We start from the raw sequence: 17574 nt of genomic DNA, 5'->3' as shown, positions 1-17574 counted from the left end.
GGTCGTGACGTTCAAGGCGACGAGCTAGTCTGCGCCGCCAGCAACAACCACTTCCTCGCCGGTGCGGGTGGACATGCCCGCTTTCGCGACAGCGGCCAACATTCCCGTTACCTGCGATCACGTAAGATGCATGCCTGATCCTTCGCCAGGCCATGTCATGTCCCTCGATTCATCACATCGCAGGGACTTCTCTGCCGATTCGCCGCCAGCCGATACCCATGCCGATCGATTGGGCGAGCGACTGAAGTTCAGCGGCGACAACTCCTTCCATCGCGAATTGCACCGCCGCGTAGATGCCGAATTCAAGCGCAGCGGTACCCGCCAGCGCGACAGCGCACAGATGTATCTGAAGACAACAGTGATCCTCGCCACGTTCGCGCTGGCCTATGTCGCGCTGGTGTTGTTCGCCGCCACGTGGTGGCAGGCTCTGCCGCTGGCCCTCGTGCTGGGCACGGCGACCGCCGGGATCGGTTTCAACATCATGCACGACGGCGGCCACCAGGCGTATTCGGAGCGGCGCTGGGTCAACCGGCTGATGGCGCTGGCGCTGGACCTGGTTGGCGGCAGCTCGTACATCTGGCAGTGGAAGCACGCGCGCTTCCACCACACCTGGGTCAACGTGGCCGGCCATGACAGCGACATCGACCTTGGCGTGCTGGGCCGGCTTTCGCCGCAGCAGCCGCGGCGGCCGTGGCATCGCTGGCAGCACCTGTACCTGTGGCCGCTGTATGGCGTCACCGCGATCCGCTGGCATCTGTACGGCGATTTCCGCGACATGATCACCGGCACGGTCGGCGAGCGGCCGTTCAAGCGGCCGAAGGGCCGGGATCTGGCCGGCTTCGTGATCGGCAAGCTGGTGTTCTTCACGCTGGCCTTCGGCCTGCCGCTGGTGTTCCATCCGGTCGCTGCGGCGCTGCTGTTCTATACGCTGGTTTCGGCCGTCGCCGGCGTGCTGCTGGCGCTGGTGTTCCAGATGGCGCACGTGGTGGAAGAAGCAGCGTTTCCGGTGCCGGACGAAAGCGGCCAGCAGATCGACACGCCATGGGCGATCCATCAGCTGGAAACCACGGTGGATTTCGCCCGCGGCAACCGCGTGCTGAGCTGGCTGATCGGCGGGTTGAATTTCCAGGTTGAGCACCACCTGTTCCCGCGCATCTCGCACGTGCACTATCCGCGGGTCGCCCGCGTGGTGGAAGCCGCCTGCCGCGAGTACGGCGTGACCTATCGCGAGCACCGCACGTTCCGCGCCGGCATCGCCTCGCACTATCGCCTGCTGCGGCGGCTGGGCAGGCCGGTAGCCATGGCCAGCGTTGTTACCGCGTTGACGCCCATACCCACGCTGCCTGCTTGATGGTGCTGCAAGCCGCGCGTTGCGGCTGCCGACCGGGCGCTCCATGGCCGGCATTGCGATGATCTGAAACGGCTGCGACACTCCATCGCACGGCGCCGAGGCACGGACGCCGCCACAACCACGATCCCTGGGGAGCCTGCGTCATGTCCATTGCCGCGAACGTCGTGATCGCCGTGATCGCCCTGCTGCACCTGTGGTTCCTGATCCTGGAAATGTTCCTGTGGACCAAACCATCGGGTCGCCGCGCGTTCGGCCTCACCGCGGAATTCGCCGAGCAGTCGAAGGCGCTCGCCGCCAACCAGGGCCTCTACAACGGCTTCCTTGCCGCCGGACTGGTCTGGGGCCTCTGTCTGGGCGGTGCCGCCGGCTTCAGCGTGAACGTGTTCTTCCTCGGCTGCGTGCTGGTCGCCGGCATCTTCGGCGGACTGACCGCGAGCCGGAAGATCCTGTGGATACAGGCGTTGCCGGCACTGATCGCGCTGGTACTCATCCACCTGGCCTGATCAGGCGTGCGCTCATGACGACTCCATCACGCGAAGCTGTCGGCCAACGCTTCGATCCCGCGCTGATGCAGCGTGCCCGCGAGCGCAGCTGGACTGCGCTGCGCGGCATCCGCGAGCGCATGCGACCCGGCATCAGCGAGGACGAGGCGAAGCGCGAGGCGGCCGAGGTATTCCGCGAGCTGGGTTGCGAGCGCCTGTGGCATCCGGTGCTGATCCGCATCGGCGCGGACACGGTGAAGACCTATCGCCAGCGCTCCGACCCGAACGTCAGGCTGGGCGAGAACGACAGCTACTTCATCGACCTTGGCCTGGTGTTCGAGGGGCACGAAGGCGATGTTGGCGACACGTTCGTGGTCGGTCATGCGCCAGAGCGGCAAGCCTGCGCCGACGCGGCGCGTGCACTGTTCGGCGACGTGGCCGACGCATGGCGTACGCAGGGACTGAGCGGTCAGGCGCTGTACGCATTTGCCGATGAGCGTGCCGTGGCCATGGGCTGGCGGCTCAACCATGCGGTCAAGGGCCACCGGGTCTGCGATTACCCGCATGCGATCCACCAGGGTGGCGATCTCGGCGAGCTGGACCAGGCGCCAGCCAGCGGCTTGTGGATACTGGAAATCCAGATCGCGCACCCGGACCGGCCGTTCGGGGCCTTTTACGAGGATCTGCTCGATCTGACCACGGCAGCCTGAACCCGCGCCCGGTCAGAATCTGACGCGGGGCGTCGCTGTCGACCGGCGGGACCGGCCGGCCGCACGGGAATCCGGTGCGTGTTTGTTGCGCACGCTGGCGCAACGGGCCACGACCGCCGCGGATGCCCTTGGCATCGCTCATGCATGAGTCTTCGCCATACGAACGGCGGCCGCTCCGGTTCGGGGGCGCCCATCCAGCCGTTCGACACTTCGGGCGAGGACGCGCACATGCTGGCAATGATTGGGGACTACCAGGCGACATCCGACCAACACGGTGCGACCGTGCGCAACTTCCTCGAGCATGCCCGCGCGATAGCGGCCGGCGAGGCGGAAGGCGACGTTTTCACCTGGTTCCTCGCCAGCGAGTACCAGTGGGAAATGGAGATGGCCTGCACCTGGCTGGTCGAATCGCCGGCGAGCCGGCTTTCCCACGGCGAGAAAGAGACCCTGCGTCACTTCCTCAAGTGCATGCCCGAAATCCGCGAGGCGATCATGACCGGCCGCCAAGCGGCGGCCCGACGCGCCGATCGCTCGCTCCTGCCGGAGTGGACCGACTGGCTGGAGCTGGCCGCGTTGCCGAGCTGGAATGATTTCACCGTACGCACCGCCATCCTGCTGAGCCAGCTCGGCGAACCGGCCAGGAACGACAGCGAGTACGGCATCAGGGGCTAGTCGCGGGCGATCCCGAACGACGCGAGTCCCTCTCAACGCCTTCCGCCGGGTCTCGCGCCCGGCAACCGGGCCGCGTCATGCGCGGCATTCGTCGTTGGGCCAGCTACAATGGGCGGCTTGCACCGCCGGCCCGTCGTCGCGCCGGTCCACCCATTCGAATGGAACTGCATCGTGGCCCGCCAGAAACCCCTGAAGCTCTACCGCAACATCGGCATCATCGCGCACATCGACGCGGGCAAGACCACGACCACCGAGCGCGTGCTCTATTACACGGGTCGCAAGCACCAGATCATCGACGTGCACGACACCAAGGACGGCAGGGGCTCGACCACCACCGACTACATGGAGCAGGAGCGCAAGCGCGGCATCACGATCCAGTCGGCGGCGGTGACGGCGGAGTGGAAGGGCCACCAGATCAACGTGATCGACACCCCGGGACACGTGGACTTCACCATCGAGGTGAACCGTTCGCTGCGCGTGCTCGACGGCGCGGTGGTGGTGTTCGACGGCGTCGCCGGCGTGGAGCCGCAGACCGAGACCAACTGGCGCCTGGCCGACCAGTACCACGTGCCGCGCGTTTGCTACATCAACAAGATGGACCGCATCGGCGCCAGCTTCGCGCATTGCGTCAAGGGCATCCGCGAGCGCCTGAATGCGCCGGCCCTGCTCTGTCAGGTGCCGCTGGGCAGCAGCGACGAGTTCTGCGGCATCGCCGACCTGGTCGCCAATGCGGCCTACATCTGGCAGTCCGACGACAAGGACAGCACTTGGGAAACGGTGTCGTTCGAGGAAGCGAGGAGCCGCCTGAAGTTCGGCTCCACCGTCGACAACGACTGGATCGACCGGCTGCCGAAGCTGCGCGAGGAAATGCTGGAAACCGCGCTGGCGATGGACGACGACGCTTTCGAGAAGCTGATCGAGACCGGCGAGCATGACCCGGAGAAGTTGAAGGAATGCATCCGCAAGGGCTGCGTCACCGGCAAGCTGGTGCCGGTGTTCTGCGGCTCGTCGTACAAGAACAAGGGCGTGCAGCAGTTGCTGGATGCCGTGGTCGACTACATGCCCTACCCGGGCGAGAACGGCGGCATCTCGATGGTCGACGAGGACGGCAACGTCATCGGCGTGCAGGAAGTGAAGGACGACGCCCCGGCGCGCGCGCTGGCGTTCAAGGTGATCAACGACCAGTTCGGCACACTGACCTTCTGCCGCATCTACTCCGGCGTGATCAAGAAGGGCGACACCCTGCAGAACGTGACGCGCGGCAAGAAGGAGCGCGTGGGCCGCATCGTGGAAGTGCAAGCCAACGCCACCCGGGAGATCGACGAGGTGCGCGCCGGCGACATCTGCGCCTTCGTCTCGATGAAGGAAACCGAGACCGGCGACTCGCTGTCCGACCCGGCGCACCCGGCCCTGCTCGAGCGCATGCGCTTCCCCGATCCGGTGATCAGCGTGTCGGTCGAGCCGAAGAGCCGCAACGACGTCGACAAGCTGTCCACCGCGCTCTACAAGATGGTCAAGGCCGATCCGTCGCTGCGCATGGAAGTGGACCAGGAAACCGGCCAGACCGTGCTCAAGGGCATGGGCGAACTGCACCTGGAAATCACCATCGACCGCATGCGCACCGAGCTGGGCGTGGAAGCCAACATGGGCAAGCCCAAGGTCAGCTTCCGCGAAGCGTTCGGCAAGACGGTCGAACATACCTACACGCACAAGAAGCAGTCCGGCGGTTCGGGCCAGTTCGCCGAAGTGAAGATGATCTTCGAGCCGGGCGAGCAGGGTTCGGGCGTGGTGTTCTCCGACGAGGTGGTCGGCGGCCGCGTGCCGCGCGAGTACATCCCGGCGGTACAGCATGCGATCACGGTGGAATCACGCCAGGGCCAGGTCGCCGGTTACGAAGTGGTGGATTTCAAGGCGCGCTTGCTCGACGGCAAATACCACGACGTCGACTCCTCGGCGCTGGCCTTCGAGATCGCCGGCCGCGCCTGCTTCCGCGAAGCGCAGCGGCTGTCCAAGCCGAAGTTGCTCGAACCGATCATGAGCCTCGAAGTGGTTACCGAGGCGACCTACCTGGGCGACGTGATCGGCGACATCAACCGCCGCCGCGGCAGCATCACCGACCAGGGCCAGAAGGGTACGTCGGCGTTCGTGCAGGGCTTCGTGCCGCTGTCCGAGATGTTCGGCTACATCAACTTCCTGCGCTCGGCCACCAGCGGCCGCGGCAACTTCACCATGATCTTCGATCACTACGAGGAAGTGCCGGCCAGCATGGTCGAGAAACTGATGGAGAAAGAGGCGAAGTAGGTCGCGGCTTCGCATCGGCGTCGACTGCTTGCAGTCGGCGGCGGACGGAAAGGCCCGGGATGCGTATCCCGGGCTTTTTTGTGCGTTTTCCTCTCGCGCGAGTCCGTGGTGGCCGGCAATGGCTTGGCCTCGAGGCGTGACCGCCGGTTCGCCTTCATGGCGCACAATGCGCTGTCCGCCACTGCCTTCTCCCAGATTTCCCGCGATCGGCGGATCGAACTCGGGTCGGAGGTCGAGATATGCATCGAGGTCAGCCATGTCGATCACCCCGCATCTGCTGAACACGCTTGTGCGAAGCATTCGCGAACGACGGCTTCACTGCTCGGCCTGCGTCGGCCCGACGGAGAGCTTCCCGCATGCGTGAACCGTTATCTCCCGCAATGCCGATCCTTCGCGTCCGCGCGACCGACTACGTGTTCGCCACGGCAGTGACCCTGGTCGCCTTCGCGATTGCGTTTGCCGTCGACCGCTATTTCCCGGCCGCCAACCTCGCGCTGATCCTGCTGACGGCCGTGCTCGCGGTCGCCATCCGCAAGCCCATGGCCGTGGCGGTCTACACGGCCGTGCTGTGCTTCCTTGGCGACAACTTCTTCTTCACCGCGCCGCGGTACACGCTGGCCATCGACAGCATCGACGATGTGCTGGCGCTCGGCCTGTTCCTGGCCGTCGCCCTGGTCTGCAGCCGCATGGCCACCCGGCTATCCAGCCAGGTGATCTCGTTGCGGGCGGCCCAGTGGCGTGCGCGCACCCTGCTGCAACTGGGCCAGCAGCTGGCCGCGGCGGCCGACACCGCGGCGATTCGCGAAGTCGCCACGCGCGCCCTGGGCCAGGTCGCCGGCGCCACGGCGACCATGCGACCTGCCGAGGATGAGTCGCCCGCCGCGGTGACGCCGGCCGATCGCGGCAACGAGTGGATGGTGCCGCTGGTGGTCGGCACCCACCACCACGGCAGCGTGATGTTTGCGCCCGGCACCGCGGACGGCCTCGATCCCGATCGGCGCGAACTGACGCTGGCCATGACGCAGGACATCGCGCTGGCGCTGGAGCGCGACCGGCTGGCGCAGGAACTGGAGCAGGCCCGCGTGCAGGGCGAGACCGAGCGCCTGCGCAACGCCCTGCTCTCCTCCGTATCGCACGACCTGCGCTCGCCGCTGGCCTCGATGATCGGTGCCGCCGACACCCTCGCCATGTACGAGGCCCAGTTGCCGCGCGACGAGCGGCAGGAACTGCTGCAGGCGATCCTGCACGAAGGCCAGCGGCTGGATCGCTACATCCAGAACCTGCTCGACATGACCCGCCTCGGGCACGGCGCGCTCAAGCTGCACCGCGACTGGGTCGACGCGACCGAAGTGGTGGTTGCCGCCACCGACCGGCTGCGCCGGTTCTTTCCGAATCTCGCGCTGACGACTTCGCTGCCGCACGACACCGTGCTGCTCTACGTGCATCCGGCGCTGATCGAGCAGGCCCTGTTCAACGTGCTGGAGAATGCCGCCCACTTCTCGCCGCCCGGCGCGGTCGTGCATGTCGTGGTGAGCGTCGCCGGCGAACACCTGCGCATCGACGTGATCGATCGCGGCCCGGGCATTCCGCCGGAGGAGCGCGCGCGCATCTTCGACATGTTCCATTCGGTCTCGCGTGGCGACCGCGGTAGCAAGGGCATCGGCCTGGGCCTGTCGATCTGCCGCGGCATGATCGGCGCACACGGCGGCTCGGTGGAGGCCTTGCCGGGCGACGGCGGCGGCGCCACCATCCGTATCACCCTGCCGCTGCCACCCGCACCGGAGACCAACGCTTGAACACTTCCGCGCCACGCGTGCTGGTGATCGACGACGAGATGCAGATCCGTCGCTTCCTCGATATCGGCCTGCGCGCCGAGGGCTATCAGGTGCTGCAGGCGGCCAACGCGGCCGAGGGCCTCGCGCTCGCCGCCACCCAGTCCCCCGACCTGGTCATTCTCGACCTGGGCCTGCCCGATCGCGAAGGCCACGAGGTGCTGGCCGAGCTGCGCCAGTGGAGCGCGGTGCCGGTGCTGATGCTGTCCGTGCGCAGCGCCGAAAGCGAGAAGGTGCGTGCGCTCGACAACGGCGCCAACGACTACGTGACCAAGCCGTTCGGCATGCAGGAACTGATGGCGCGCCTGCGCGCCTTGCTGCGTCACCACCCGATCGCCGGACCGGCCGACGTGCCGCCGCTTTACGACGATGGCCAGCTGCGTGTGGACCTGGCGCGGCGTGAAGTGAGCCTCGGCGGCAGCGAGGTCGCGCTGACCCGCAAGGAATACGCCGTGCTTGCCGTGCTGCTGCGCCATGCCGGCCGCGTGGTCAGCCAGCAGCAATTGCTGCGCGAGGTATGGGGCGCCACCCATGTGCAGGACACCCACTACCTGCGCATCGTGCTGGGTCGCCTGCGCCAGAAGCTGGGCGACGATCCGGGCGCGCCGCGCTGGCTGAAAACCGAGCCCGGGGTGGGCTACCGGTTCCTGGAGAGCCAGGACCGTTGATCACGGGGTGACGGGGCTGCCGAAGGCGGGCGGACGGCGGCGACGCTTCCGATCGCTGCCGGGTTTCAACGGCTGTGGCAATCGGCCGTCGACAAGGTCGCCGGAAATCCGGCGCGCCCTCACACCGACAAATGCTCGTACAGGATCACCGCGCCCACGCCGACCAGGATGACGCCACCGATCACTTCGGCGCGCTTGCCGACCATCGCGCCGAGCACGCGACCCAGCATGATGCCCAGGGTGACCATGCTGAAGGTGCACAGGCCGATCACCACGGCGACCTCGGCGATCGGCACGTCGACGAAGGCCAGTCCCACGCCCACCGCCAGCGCGTCGATGCTGGTGGAAAGACCGGTGAGCGCCAGAGCGACGAAGCCGTGCTTCTTCGCCTCTTCGACCGGCTCGCCCGACTCCGGCTTCACGCCGTTCCAGATCATGTGCAGGCCCAGCAGCAGCAGCAGGCCGAACGCGACCCAGTGGTCCCACGCTTCGATATAGCGCGAGGCGCCCTTGCCCAGCAGCCAGCCGAGCACCGGCGTGATCGCCTCGATCACGCCGAAGATCAGCCCGGCACGCAACGCCTGGCTGAGCCGCGGCCGGGTCATGGCGGCGCCCTTGCCGATCGCCGCCGCGAATGCGTCGGTGGACATGGCGAAGCCGAGCAGCAGGATGGAAACGGGATTCATGCGTGGTCTCGAACGACGGGGCTGGACGCAACGGCACGACGGCGCGCCCCACCGTCGTGGCGCCGTCAGCCGTTGGTCTCGCCAACCAGGATCGGTGTCTTCGCCACGGCAGACGTGCCGAGCATGTTGACGAAGACGCCTCGTCGCAACGAGGCAGGCTACTCCCCAAGGGGTGTCGCGCTGCCGGCAGCACCGCCAGCGCGACGGCAAGGTTAGCACGGCGGCGCGGCGAGTCCGGCAGATGCCTTCAGGCAGATGCAAGCGAACGGCCCGCCGCGCATACTCGGGCATCACTCAAGCCATGCACAGGGGACGACGAATGAAAGCACCACGAATCATGGGCTTCGCCACGGCAGCCAGCCTGGTCTTCTGCGCCGGCATCGGACCGGTGCACGCCGGCACCACTGCCGGGACGCTGCCCGACACCATGGCCACGCTGAAACACGCCATCGGCATTCCCACGGTGGAAGGCAAGCACCAGGTGCCGGTGCTCGCTGCGTATCTGGCCGACAAGCTCAAGGCCAACGGTTTTGCCGCCAGCGACGTCGAGATCATCCCGGTCGGTGAAACCGCCGCGCTGGTGGCGCGCTATCGCGGCACCGGCGAAGGCAAGCCGATCCTGCTGTCCGGGCACATGGACGTGGTCGCGGCCAATCGCAAGGACTGGACCCGCGACCCGTTCACCCTGGTCGAGGAGAACGGCTACCTCTACGGCCGCGGCAGCGCCGACATGAAAACCGCGGTGGTGGTGCTGGTCGAAACCCTGATCCGGCTCAAGCACGAAGGCTTCAAGCCACGCCACGACCTGATCCTGCTGCTGTCCGGCGACGAGGAGACCGAGATGGCCACGACCCGCGAGCTGGCCAAGCGCTATCACGACGCCGAATTCTTGCTCAACGCCGATGCCGGCGGCGGCACGCTGGACCCCGCCACCGGCAAGCCTGTGCTGTACGAAATCCAGGCCGCCGAAAAAACCTATGCCGACATCCGCATCGGCCTGACCTCGCCCGGCGGCCACTCCAGCGAGCCCAACCACGACAACGCCATCTACCGGCTCGCGCGGATCATCGATCGCGTGGCCGCCTATCAGTTTCCACCGAAGAGCAACGAGATCACCCTCGCCTCGCTGCACGCGCTCGGTGCGCACACCCCCGGCGCGCTGGGCGCGGCGATGACCCGGTTCGCCGCCCACCCCGACGATGCCGCGGCCGCCGCCACCATCTCCGCCGACCCCGCCTACGTCGGCCAGATCCGCACCACCTGCGTGGCCACCATGCTCAACGGCGGCCACGCCCTCAACGCGCTGCCGCAAAGCGCCAGCGTCAACATCAACTGCCGCATCTTCCCCGGCACCTCGGTCGACAGCGTGCGCGACACCCTGATCAAGGTGATCGCCGACAAGACCGCCACCGTCACCGTGCAACCACCACCACCGGTGGCCAGCCCCGCCTCACCCCTGCGCCAGGACGTGATCGCCGCCGTCACCGACGCCGTCCATGCCCGCTTCCCCGGCGTGGAAATCGTCCCCGGCATGTCCGCCGGCGCCTCCGACAGCATGTACTTCCGCAACGCCGGCGTGCCCAGCTACGGCATCGATGCCGCCTTCACCAAACCGGACGACACGTTTGCGCATGGGCTCAACGAGAAGCTGCCGGCTTCGGAAGTTGCGGCCGGGCTGGAGTTCTGGCATCGGGTGTTGGTGCAGTTGGCGAAGTGATATGGGTAGCGGAGCTGGCGTAATGTCGGCTCCCGACCTCGGACGGACGTTGGAACAGCTGAACCTGGCTCCGTTTTCGTGGTGCGGCATGCGACCAGCCGCCACAAACCTTGATGGGATTCATTTAAGTTATCATCGGATGATATATAGTCATGTCAAAGGAAGACGTGGGACTGGAAACGCTGCTGTTGCTCAACGGCGAGATCTACGATCAGGGCAACAGCTACTGGATCAAGATCGAGGCTTGGCGTGTCGAGACAAACGAGCATGTGCCACACGGCATACGCTACGCGCTGACCTTGCATGATCGCTACGGCACGCGATTACTCGGTTTCGACAATGCGCATGCCGTCAAGCCACCGAAGCGCAAGCGTTATGCAGGTCGGCGTCTGGCCTACGACCATCGCCATCGTCACGTCCGCGACAAGGGCGTGCCTTACGAATTCACCAGCCCGCAACAGCTGCTGGAGGACTTCTTCAACGAAGTCGACCGCATACTTGAGGAAACGAAGTCATGAAAAAATTGGTCATCGGCATCGCATCCCAGCAAGCCATCCGCGCTCGCGCACTGGCCATTGCGCGCGGCGATCATCAGCCACGCTCCAACGAGCCGAAGATCTGGTTCACCTCCATGCGCTCGCTGGCCGAAGTGCTGTCCGACGACAACCGCGCGTTGCTGCGTCTCATCAGGGAGCAGAGGCCCGAATCACTGAGCCAGCTCGCGGAGTTCACTGGACGCGCGCCCAGCAATCTTTCGCGGACGCTCAAGACGATGGAACGCTATGGACTGGTCGAGATGCGACGCACCTTGCGTAATGTGCAGCCCGTCGCCACGGCCAGCGAATTCGTGATTCAGGCGGCGTGAGGTCGACGATTTAAATGAACTTGCCCCCCTTATTTCTCAAATGACTTGGCCTCTTTATTTCTAGGGGTTGTTGGGACCCGGCTGGCAGGCGAGTTAGGTGCGGCCAATGGCTTGATATGACCGCGATTCAGACGTCGCGCGAAGCCAGTCCAGTGCTTCATCTATATCCAGATTGGAGCTGGCATAGCTTTGCCGCAGCATATGCGGTGAAAGCAACCCGTCCCATTTTTGGCGGATGAGATTGCTTGCTTTTGCTAGCAGTTCGTCCACAGGTGCAGCGGGCTGCGAACCGATGTCCCCCAACAAGTCTTCGATCTCTTCGAGGCTACGGCCAGCGCGCTGGATCTCGACCCCCAACCTGCCTGTGAATGCCTGCACGCCACGCGACATCAGTACGCAAGCGATGGCCTCATTGGCCGCGTCGCCCAGCCAAGTCAACAGGATCGCTTGACTCCCTTGATCCAACAGCAAACGATCGGCCAACGCCAGCGTGGCGAATGCCTCACGACCTTCCCCCAGGAAGCGTTGTGCCGTAGGGTCAAGGAAGGGCGGCGTGTCTTGTGCAAGATATATATCGCGCATGCGCTGCCGCACACGGGTATGTACACGCCCGCCGCCTCCATTGAACAACGGGGGAGCGCCGCCCTTGGCTGGCGCGACATGGATCGTCTTGTGTTCTTCGTCTATAGCTTCAATGAGCCAAGTGCGCCCCCCGAACAAAATGCGCTGGCCGGGAGTCATCATTTGCGAGACAGGTAGCGTTCCCAATGCCTTGCCACCGGAAACGATGCGGAACTCTTCGTCGCTGGAGAATGCCGCATAGAAGGAATAGTGATTAACGATCTTGTCGCCGATGCGGCCGTGGAGCAGTAGGCCTGAGTGATCCTGCGTCAGGATTTCCTCTTGTCCCAAGGTGCGCAGCAGTTCGGCAAAGGCGTCTTTGGACACTCGTTCGAACGGACCGGGCGGGGCGCAAAGAAGGCTAAAGGCCTGAGCCGCCTGAAGGCCGCCATATTGCGCGATGGAAGACAGAAGCTGCTGCACGAGCGTGGAGTAGTGCGCTCCATGGACAGCAGGCGGCTCGAACCAGTTTTCCAGCAAAAGCGAGATGACGGCTGAGGTCTGCACCGTGTCCAGTCGAAGCCGCGTTTCCAGGTCGATCTTCTCGCCCAAGGCGTCTTCGATGACATAGCCGCGCAGGATTGCAGGTTCACCCTCGCGTCGGCCGGAACGCCCCAGTCGTTGTCGCAGACTTGCAACGGACGGCGGCGTGCCGATTTGCACCACGCTTTTGACCGCACCAATATCGATGCCAAGCTCCAATGTGCTTGTGCAAACGGCAGTTGCCGCGCGCTCACGCTGTTTCAGCGCAGCCTCGGTTTCGTAGCGGATTTCCTTCGACAGATTGCCGTGATGCGGCCAGAACTCGTTGGGGATTTGGGCCTGCTCACACAGCCCATTCAAAAGATGCGTGTAGCGTTCAACCTCCCGGCGGCTGTTCGGGAAAACGAGGTTGTTGGAGCCGCGCAAGGTTTTGAACATGTGCTGGGCGATTGCCAGCGGCGCACGCTCCGTTTCCGGATCGTTCTTGCTGCCCGTTCCGTTCGCGGCCGCGAACTCTTCAAATCCTTTGACCAAGATCAGCAACTGGCCCCCAGTCGATGGCGCATCGAGCATCGCCACAGGGCGGTCGGGCCGCAGGAACTGAGCCGCCAGGCTCATGTCACCCAGCGTGGCGGAGAGACCAATGCGAGGGACCGTGTGTCCCAATGCAACTTCGATGCGGTGCATCAGTGCCTGTAGCTGCTTCCCACGCTCGGTGCCAATGAATGCGTGAAGTTCATCGATGACGAAGAAGGTCATCTGTTTGAACAGGGCGGCAATGCTGGTGCCACGGTTGCACAACGTGGCTTCCAAGGACTCCGGTGTGATCAAGAGCACGCCAGTCGGCTTTTGCACGAACTTCCGCTTGGAAGTCGAGGTGATATCCCCGTGCCATGGCCAGACGGGCACCTCCAAGTCCTCGCAGAGGCGCTCCAGCCGCCCAAACTGGTCGTTGATCAGCGCTTTCAGCGGGCTGATGTAGACAATCAAGCCATCGTCTGGCCGGCCGAGCAGATGAGTCAAGGCCGGGAGGAAAGCGGCCTCGGTTTTCCCTGAGGCCGTGCTGGCAGCCACGATGACATCTTGGTTGCCTGGCAGGATCAGCGGAATGGCCTGTTCCTGCACGTCGCGCAGTGCACCCCAACCCTCGGCCCACAGGTAGCGCTGTATCCGAGGGTCTAGTTGTAGGAAGGCTTGGGACGCTGCCATCAGAGTTTGAAGGAAGCCAGCTCGTCTTCCGAATCCACGGCCACATCACTCTTGCCGCCTTCATCAGCTTCCACCCGGACCTCGCCGATCAGGTTCTTCCAGTCGGTGCCGGGGTTTTGTTCCAGGATGGCCAATAGATTGATGAAGGACGTGATCGTGGTGCGCGGCGTGCGGAAGAAGCTGTCGCCGATGCGATTGGCGCAGTGCTCCATGAAGCTCGCGATCGCCGGGTCTGGAAGCAGATACCGAGCGGCGTCCCCGGCGGCGTATACATGGCGGATCTTCTCCAAAAGCAGGTAGAAGTCTTCAACCGTCAAGCTAGAAAGGCGCAGCACGGGTCCAGAGAAGTCGACAAGCTCATTGGTCGCGAAAGCGTTCTGGGCAAGCCGACTTTGGAGTGCTGAGTAGCTGTAAATCCCACGGCGCGTATCCATAAGGAACTCCGGCGTGCCGCCCAGCACGAACCCGAGGCCCACGGCCGTGCCCTGCAAGGAGTCGTTGAGCATGCGCAGGATCTGCTCGTAGTTGGAGTTGCGCGCTTGCGAGTTGGCAAGCTTGTAGAGATTGACCATTTCATCCAGACACACGAACAGCCCCGCGTATCCGGCCAAGCGTACGAACCTGGCCATGAGTTTCAGCTGATCGTAGATCGAGGCGTCATCGACGATCGTGCGAACGCCCAGTGCTGCGCGTGCGTCGGTCCGGGTCGCGAACTCACCGCGCAACCAGCGGACGGCGTCTGATTTCAGCTGCTCGTTTCCTTCCTCGACGCCGCGGCAGTAGGCCGCGATGACATCGGCAAAGTCATAACCGCTGACGAGCTCGGTCAGCTGTTCCAGCTTCGACCGGATGACCTGCTCGGTGGACACGCTCTGCGCTTTGGCTTCGGACTTGGCCGTGGCGATGAACTTCTCGACCACGCCGGACAAGGCGCCACCCTCTGGTTTAGTTCGCGTGGCCAAGTTGCGCATGAGCTCGGCATACAACGACCGTGCCTGCCCGCCGGACGCGTGCAGGCGTCGATCGGGATTGAGGTCGGCGTTGGCCACGACGAGCTTGCGCTCCATGGCGATGGCGCGGATCAGATTGAGAAAGAAGGTCTTGCCTGCACCATATTCGCCGATGACGAAGCGGAACGATGAGCCACCGTCGGCAACGCGGTCGATGTCCGCGATCAGCGCTTCGATCTCCCGCCCTCGGGCGACCTGGATCAGGTGTTGGCCCGCACGGGGCACGACGCCGGCACGCAGGGACTGAATAACGGCGTCGCGATCCTTCGGGCGAATGGCAGCATTCATGCTTCGATCTTCTCAAGTAGTTTGGTGTTCACTGAAATCGGGTCCTCGCCTTCGAACAGTGGCTCGTCGAATGCCTCGAATGCCGCCTCGTTGATCTGTTCCATCGCGCCGTCGAGCATCAGGTTCAAGTCGGCGGCAGCGTCCTCCAGCTCGGCACGTGTCCACTCGGGCCGCGACAGCAGCAGGCGCAGCAGAGCGGAATGATCCTCGTCCAGGCCCAGCGGCGAATCGGCTTCGTCTTCGAGCTCAGGTTCCGGAGCCTGTGCCGCGGGCGCGGGCGTACTGTCAGCTTCCTCGGCAAAAATCTTTGACAGCAGCGCCGAGACTCGCACCGTGTCTTCTTGCAACGCCGCAATACGCTCAGCATCCAGGCGGAAGCCCTGCTTCCCAGCCCGGACAGTGGAGACAGGCGTGCCGCCGGAACCCGCCGTGTGGATGTCGCTGAAGACGCGCTTGGGTTCTACGCCGAGAGCCTTGTAGACCTTTTCCAGAAACTTAACTTCATCGGGTGAGACGACACCGTCGGCCTGGGCCAGCGTCGCCATGAAGGCAGCGAGCGTCTCGCGTGCTGCGGTGGGCAATGACTCCAACTTCTTTTTCAGCGCCGCCAGGTTCATTGGCGAGGCGGTCAACCATTGGAGATGCGCGTGCAGCCTGCGGCGCTCGGCGAGGGTGAGGTGCGCCCATCCTTCGATTTCCGCCCGCAGATGTGCGACCTCCCGATCATGGAAGACTCCATCGGCCTGGGCCACGGCCGAGGCCAGCTGCAGCGTCAACGCAGCCGTTTGATACTCAGCACGCGCACCCACATTCGAGTCCATGAGCGGTTGAGCGAACAGCACGACCGTGTCCCGTTCGCCTGGCGTCTTGGCGCCACCGAGGACGTGCGGTTCCATCCCAATCTCGGCGCCTTCAAGCGCCCGCGCCAAGCCCCGCGCGCGATCGCGATTGACCGCTTGATTGGCGCCTCCCAACACCGCAAGAAGTTCCTTCAGCGGCAACGACAGTCGGCCTTCGTACATCTGTGCGGTCAACGCCTGCAACTTTGCTTGCGTGGTATCGGGCCAGAGGGTGGCGGGCAACAGCAACAGCCCTTCCAACGCTCCGGCTGCATCAGGATCCTTTCCAACGAGGCGGCTATAAGAACCAAGTTCGTCCGTGCACTGGCTCGCTATCTCCATTAGCTTCCTGATGGGTGCGGTCAAGGCCATCACGTCCGGAACATCCCCGAACGCCATCGTGATATTGGCGGCGCGCAGGCTCGCCGAGGCAGCTCGGTAGACGAACTTGAGCTTGGTGCGGTTTTCCGGAAGAACCAGTCCTGGGCCGAGAATTTCGTGATAGCGCTGGGTGAACAGGCGCTCGAACTCGTTGGGGCAACGAGTGGCTGCGGTGCGCAGGTAACATTCCGGACTCAACCGGAGCCAAGCCAGCGCGAGATGCACGGGAAGCGGAGCGCGATCGACGGCGGCTTGGCCGAGAGCCAGGCGAAGATATGGCGGCAGTTCATAGGTTCTCGGGAAATCTGGTACGGGCTGCTTGTAGAGCTGACCGAACTTTCCGTCCAGCTCGATCCAACTCAGAAGTTCGCCGGCGTAGCGATTGAACGATCCCGATTTCTCGCCATAGATCGCAAGCAGTCGCCGAAGCTCGACGATGATGGCTGGCCAGTCATTTCTCGCTGCGGGGTCGTCGCGCGAGTCCACGACGACGCGGTGTTCAAGCCCGTAGAAGAACAGGAACACGTATCCGATGTCACAGTCGGGATGCGAGCGACCTTCCGACAACCAGTTCAGGTAGGCGCGCCGTTCCTCTGGGGAAGCCTCGATGTAGCTGGGCCAATAGCCCATCTGACGTGCGCGATAGTTGCCCACACGCGCTACGGTGTGTTGGCCACTGATCAGACATGGCTCGGTGCCACCATTGAGCGCTTTCAGCCTCCCGCCGACATAAAGCATCCCGCCCGGCAAGTTCACACCGGCGACTTGGATACTTTCGCCAGGGGGCACCCAGCGCCCCTCGCCAAAGCCGGCGGGGGTTGCAGGTAGAGCGTGAGTCAAAGGGGGCTTCGTAATCCCTGTTGCCGAGTACATGTCTTCGGGCTCAGGCGAACCTTGGAGCACACGCATGAAGTCCACTGGGCTGCGCTCGGAGTTGGGCGCAAGCACGTCCGTAGTGCTGGAAGGAGACAGAGGGGCTGGCGGCGAACTGGGTGTGATTGCCCGTTCGCTCACTCTGGGTGGTGTCGGGGGCTGCAAGGTGATGGGAGAGGCCGGCGGAGGGGGACGAGTTGGTGCGTTTATCCGCTCATTCGTTAGCGGCAACGTCGGAGGAAACCTGTCGCGCAAGGCTTGCGCACGCTCGCGGATCGCATCGATCGTGGCTTGGCGCGTCGCGTTCCACTCAGCCGACTGATCGGGTAGCTCGGTCGTCTGCGAACCGGAAGGCGTGTCTGCTGGGGGAATACTGTTCTGTGGCGCGCGCGGCGGAGGCGATGCCGGCGGAGCGGGATGAGCTGGCGCGTTTATCCGCACATTCGTTAGCGGCAAAGTCGGAGGAAACCTGTCGCGCAAGGCTTGCGCATGCTCGCGGTTCACGTCGATCGTGGCTTGGCGAGTTGCCCTCCACTCGGATGACTGACCGGAACTCTTCACCAGCGGGTCTTCAGGGGCTGTGCGG

14 protein-coding genes and 1 riboswitch are annotated in these 17574 nt (G+C 64.5%); of the genes, 10 read left to right on the top strand and 4 right to left on the bottom strand.

Going from position 1 to position 17574, the window contains the following annotated elements; all coding sequences use genetic code 11:
- The first annotated feature begins 157 nt into the window (after positions 1-157).
- From B0E47_RS01335 to B0E47_RS01300, 7 genes are all read left to right on the top strand, one after another.
- On the top strand, positions 158-1351 hold the full coding sequence (locus B0E47_RS01335; protein WP_077511709.1) for an acyl-CoA desaturase: 1194 nt from the start codon (positions 158-160) through the stop codon (positions 1349-1351).
- Positions 1352-1494: 143 nt separating this feature from the next.
- Positions 1495-1854 (top strand): DUF1304 domain-containing protein, encoded by a 360-nt coding sequence (locus B0E47_RS01330; protein ID WP_077511707.1) that lies wholly within the window; start codon positions 1495-1497, stop codon positions 1852-1854.
- 14 nt (positions 1855-1868) lie between these two features.
- Positions 1869-2543, top strand: a complete 675-nt coding sequence (locus B0E47_RS01325; protein ID WP_077511705.1) for a M24 family metallopeptidase — start codon at positions 1869-1871, stop codon at positions 2541-2543.
- A 144-nt stretch (positions 2544-2687) separates the two neighbouring features.
- A complete protein-coding gene (locus B0E47_RS01320; RefSeq protein ID WP_077511703.1) occupies positions 2688-3215 on the top strand; it encodes a hypothetical protein in 528 nt (175 codons plus the stop codon).
- 171 nt (positions 3216-3386) lie between these two features.
- Positions 3387-5516: an elongation factor G gene (gene fusA, locus B0E47_RS01315; protein WP_077511737.1), complete on the top strand. Its 2130-nt coding sequence runs from the start codon at positions 3387-3389 to the stop codon at positions 5514-5516.
- A gap of 356 nt (positions 5517-5872) precedes the next feature.
- Complete coding sequence (locus B0E47_RS01305) at positions 5873-7312, top strand: ATP-binding protein (RefSeq protein WP_168170987.1); 1440 nt, start codon at positions 5873-5875, stop codon at positions 7310-7312.
- Positions 7309-8016: a response regulator transcription factor gene (locus B0E47_RS01300; protein WP_077511697.1), complete on the top strand. Its 708-nt coding sequence runs from the start codon at positions 7309-7311 to the stop codon at positions 8014-8016. Before B0E47_RS01305 ends, B0E47_RS01300 begins: the two co-directional genes overlap by 4 nt.
- 119 nt (positions 8017-8135) lie before the next feature.
- Here the strand turns inward: B0E47_RS01300 and B0E47_RS01295 are convergent, their stop codons facing one another.
- Positions 8136-8702 (bottom strand): manganese efflux pump MntP family protein, encoded by a 567-nt coding sequence (locus B0E47_RS01295; protein ID WP_077511695.1) that lies wholly within the window; start codon positions 8700-8702, stop codon positions 8136-8138.
- A gap of 9 nt (positions 8703-8711) precedes the next feature.
- Positions 8712-8876, bottom strand: a riboswitch (yybP-ykoY riboswitch).
- A 145-nt stretch (positions 8877-9021) separates the two neighbouring features.
- Here B0E47_RS01295 and B0E47_RS01290 point away from each other — a divergent pair.
- From B0E47_RS01290 to B0E47_RS01280, 3 genes are all read left to right on the top strand, one after another.
- Positions 9022-10419 carry a M20/M25/M40 family metallo-hydrolase gene (locus B0E47_RS01290; protein WP_077511693.1) on the top strand — a complete coding sequence of 466 codons (1398 nt, stop codon included), beginning with the start codon at positions 9022-9024 and terminating at the stop codon, positions 10417-10419.
- 152 nt (positions 10420-10571) lie between these two features.
- Positions 10572-10937 (top strand): DUF6516 family protein, encoded by a 366-nt coding sequence (locus B0E47_RS01285; protein ID WP_077511691.1) that lies wholly within the window; start codon positions 10572-10574, stop codon positions 10935-10937.
- Positions 10934-11284: a helix-turn-helix domain-containing protein gene (locus B0E47_RS01280; RefSeq protein WP_077511689.1), complete on the top strand. Its 351-nt coding sequence runs from the start codon at positions 10934-10936 to the stop codon at positions 11282-11284. Before B0E47_RS01285 ends, B0E47_RS01280 begins: the two co-directional genes overlap by 4 nt.
- Positions 11285-11377: 93 nt before the next feature.
- Here the strand turns inward: B0E47_RS01280 and B0E47_RS01275 are convergent, their stop codons facing one another.
- Genes B0E47_RS01275 through B0E47_RS01265 form a run of 3 tightly spaced genes read right to left on the bottom strand, consistent with a single transcriptional unit; the run spans position 11378 to position 16988 of the window.
- Positions 11378-13597 carry a DEAD/DEAH box helicase gene (locus B0E47_RS01275; protein WP_077511687.1) on the bottom strand — a complete coding sequence of 740 codons (2220 nt, stop codon included), beginning with the start codon at positions 13595-13597 and terminating at the stop codon, positions 11378-11380.
- On the bottom strand, positions 13597-14895 hold the full coding sequence (locus B0E47_RS01270; RefSeq protein ID WP_077511685.1) for an ATP-binding protein: 1299 nt from the start codon (positions 14893-14895) through the stop codon (positions 13597-13599). The genes B0E47_RS01275 and B0E47_RS01270 overlap by 1 nt, the downstream gene beginning before the upstream one ends.
- Positions 14892-16988 (bottom strand): TerB N-terminal domain-containing protein, encoded by a 2097-nt coding sequence (locus tag B0E47_RS01265; RefSeq protein WP_077511735.1) that lies wholly within the window; start codon positions 16986-16988, stop codon positions 14892-14894. Before B0E47_RS01265 ends, B0E47_RS01270 begins: the two co-directional genes overlap by 4 nt.
- Positions 16989-17574: the final 586 nt, after the last annotated feature.

It is taken from the genome of Rhodanobacter sp. B05 (assembly GCF_002001085.1).
Classification (GTDB): Bacteria; Pseudomonadota; Gammaproteobacteria; order Xanthomonadales; family Rhodanobacteraceae; genus Rhodanobacter.
The sequence above is the reverse complement of the archived record's forward strand: the minus strand, read 5'-3'. Positions and strand labels throughout refer to the sequence as shown.

Coding starts and splice junctions, on each gene's coding strand:
- B0E47_RS01275 (WP_077511687.1), bottom strand. CDS start 13,597: ATGGCAGCGTCCCAAGCCTTCCTACAACTAGACCCTCGGATACAGCGC.
- B0E47_RS01330 (WP_077511707.1), top strand. CDS start 1,495: ATGTCCATTGCCGCGAACGTCGTGATCGCCGTGATCGCCCTGCTGCAC.
- B0E47_RS01285 (WP_077511691.1), top strand. CDS start 10,572: ATGTCAAAGGAAGACGTGGGACTGGAAACGCTGCTGTTGCTCAACGGC.
- B0E47_RS01325 (WP_077511705.1), top strand. CDS start 1,869: ATGACGACTCCATCACGCGAAGCTGTCGGCCAACGCTTCGATCCCGCG.
- B0E47_RS01335 (WP_077511709.1), top strand. CDS start 158: ATGTCCCTCGATTCATCACATCGCAGGGACTTCTCTGCCGATTCGCCG.
- B0E47_RS01290 (WP_077511693.1), top strand. CDS start 9,022: ATGAAAGCACCACGAATCATGGGCTTCGCCACGGCAGCCAGCCTGGTC.
- B0E47_RS01270 (WP_077511685.1), bottom strand. CDS start 14,895: ATGAATGCTGCCATTCGCCCGAAGGATCGCGACGCCGTTATTCAGTCC.
- B0E47_RS01320 (WP_077511703.1), top strand. CDS start 2,688: ATGAGTCTTCGCCATACGAACGGCGGCCGCTCCGGTTCGGGGGCGCCC.
- B0E47_RS01305 (WP_168170987.1), top strand. CDS start 5,873: ATGCGTGAACCGTTATCTCCCGCAATGCCGATCCTTCGCGTCCGCGCG.
- B0E47_RS01280 (WP_077511689.1), top strand. CDS start 10,934: ATGAAAAAATTGGTCATCGGCATCGCATCCCAGCAAGCCATCCGCGCT.
- B0E47_RS01265 (WP_077511735.1), bottom strand. CDS start 16,988: ATGTACTCGGCAACAGGGATTACGAAGCCCCCTTTGACTCACGCTCTA.
- B0E47_RS01295 (WP_077511695.1), bottom strand. CDS start 8,702: ATGAATCCCGTTTCCATCCTGCTGCTCGGCTTCGCCATGTCCACCGAC.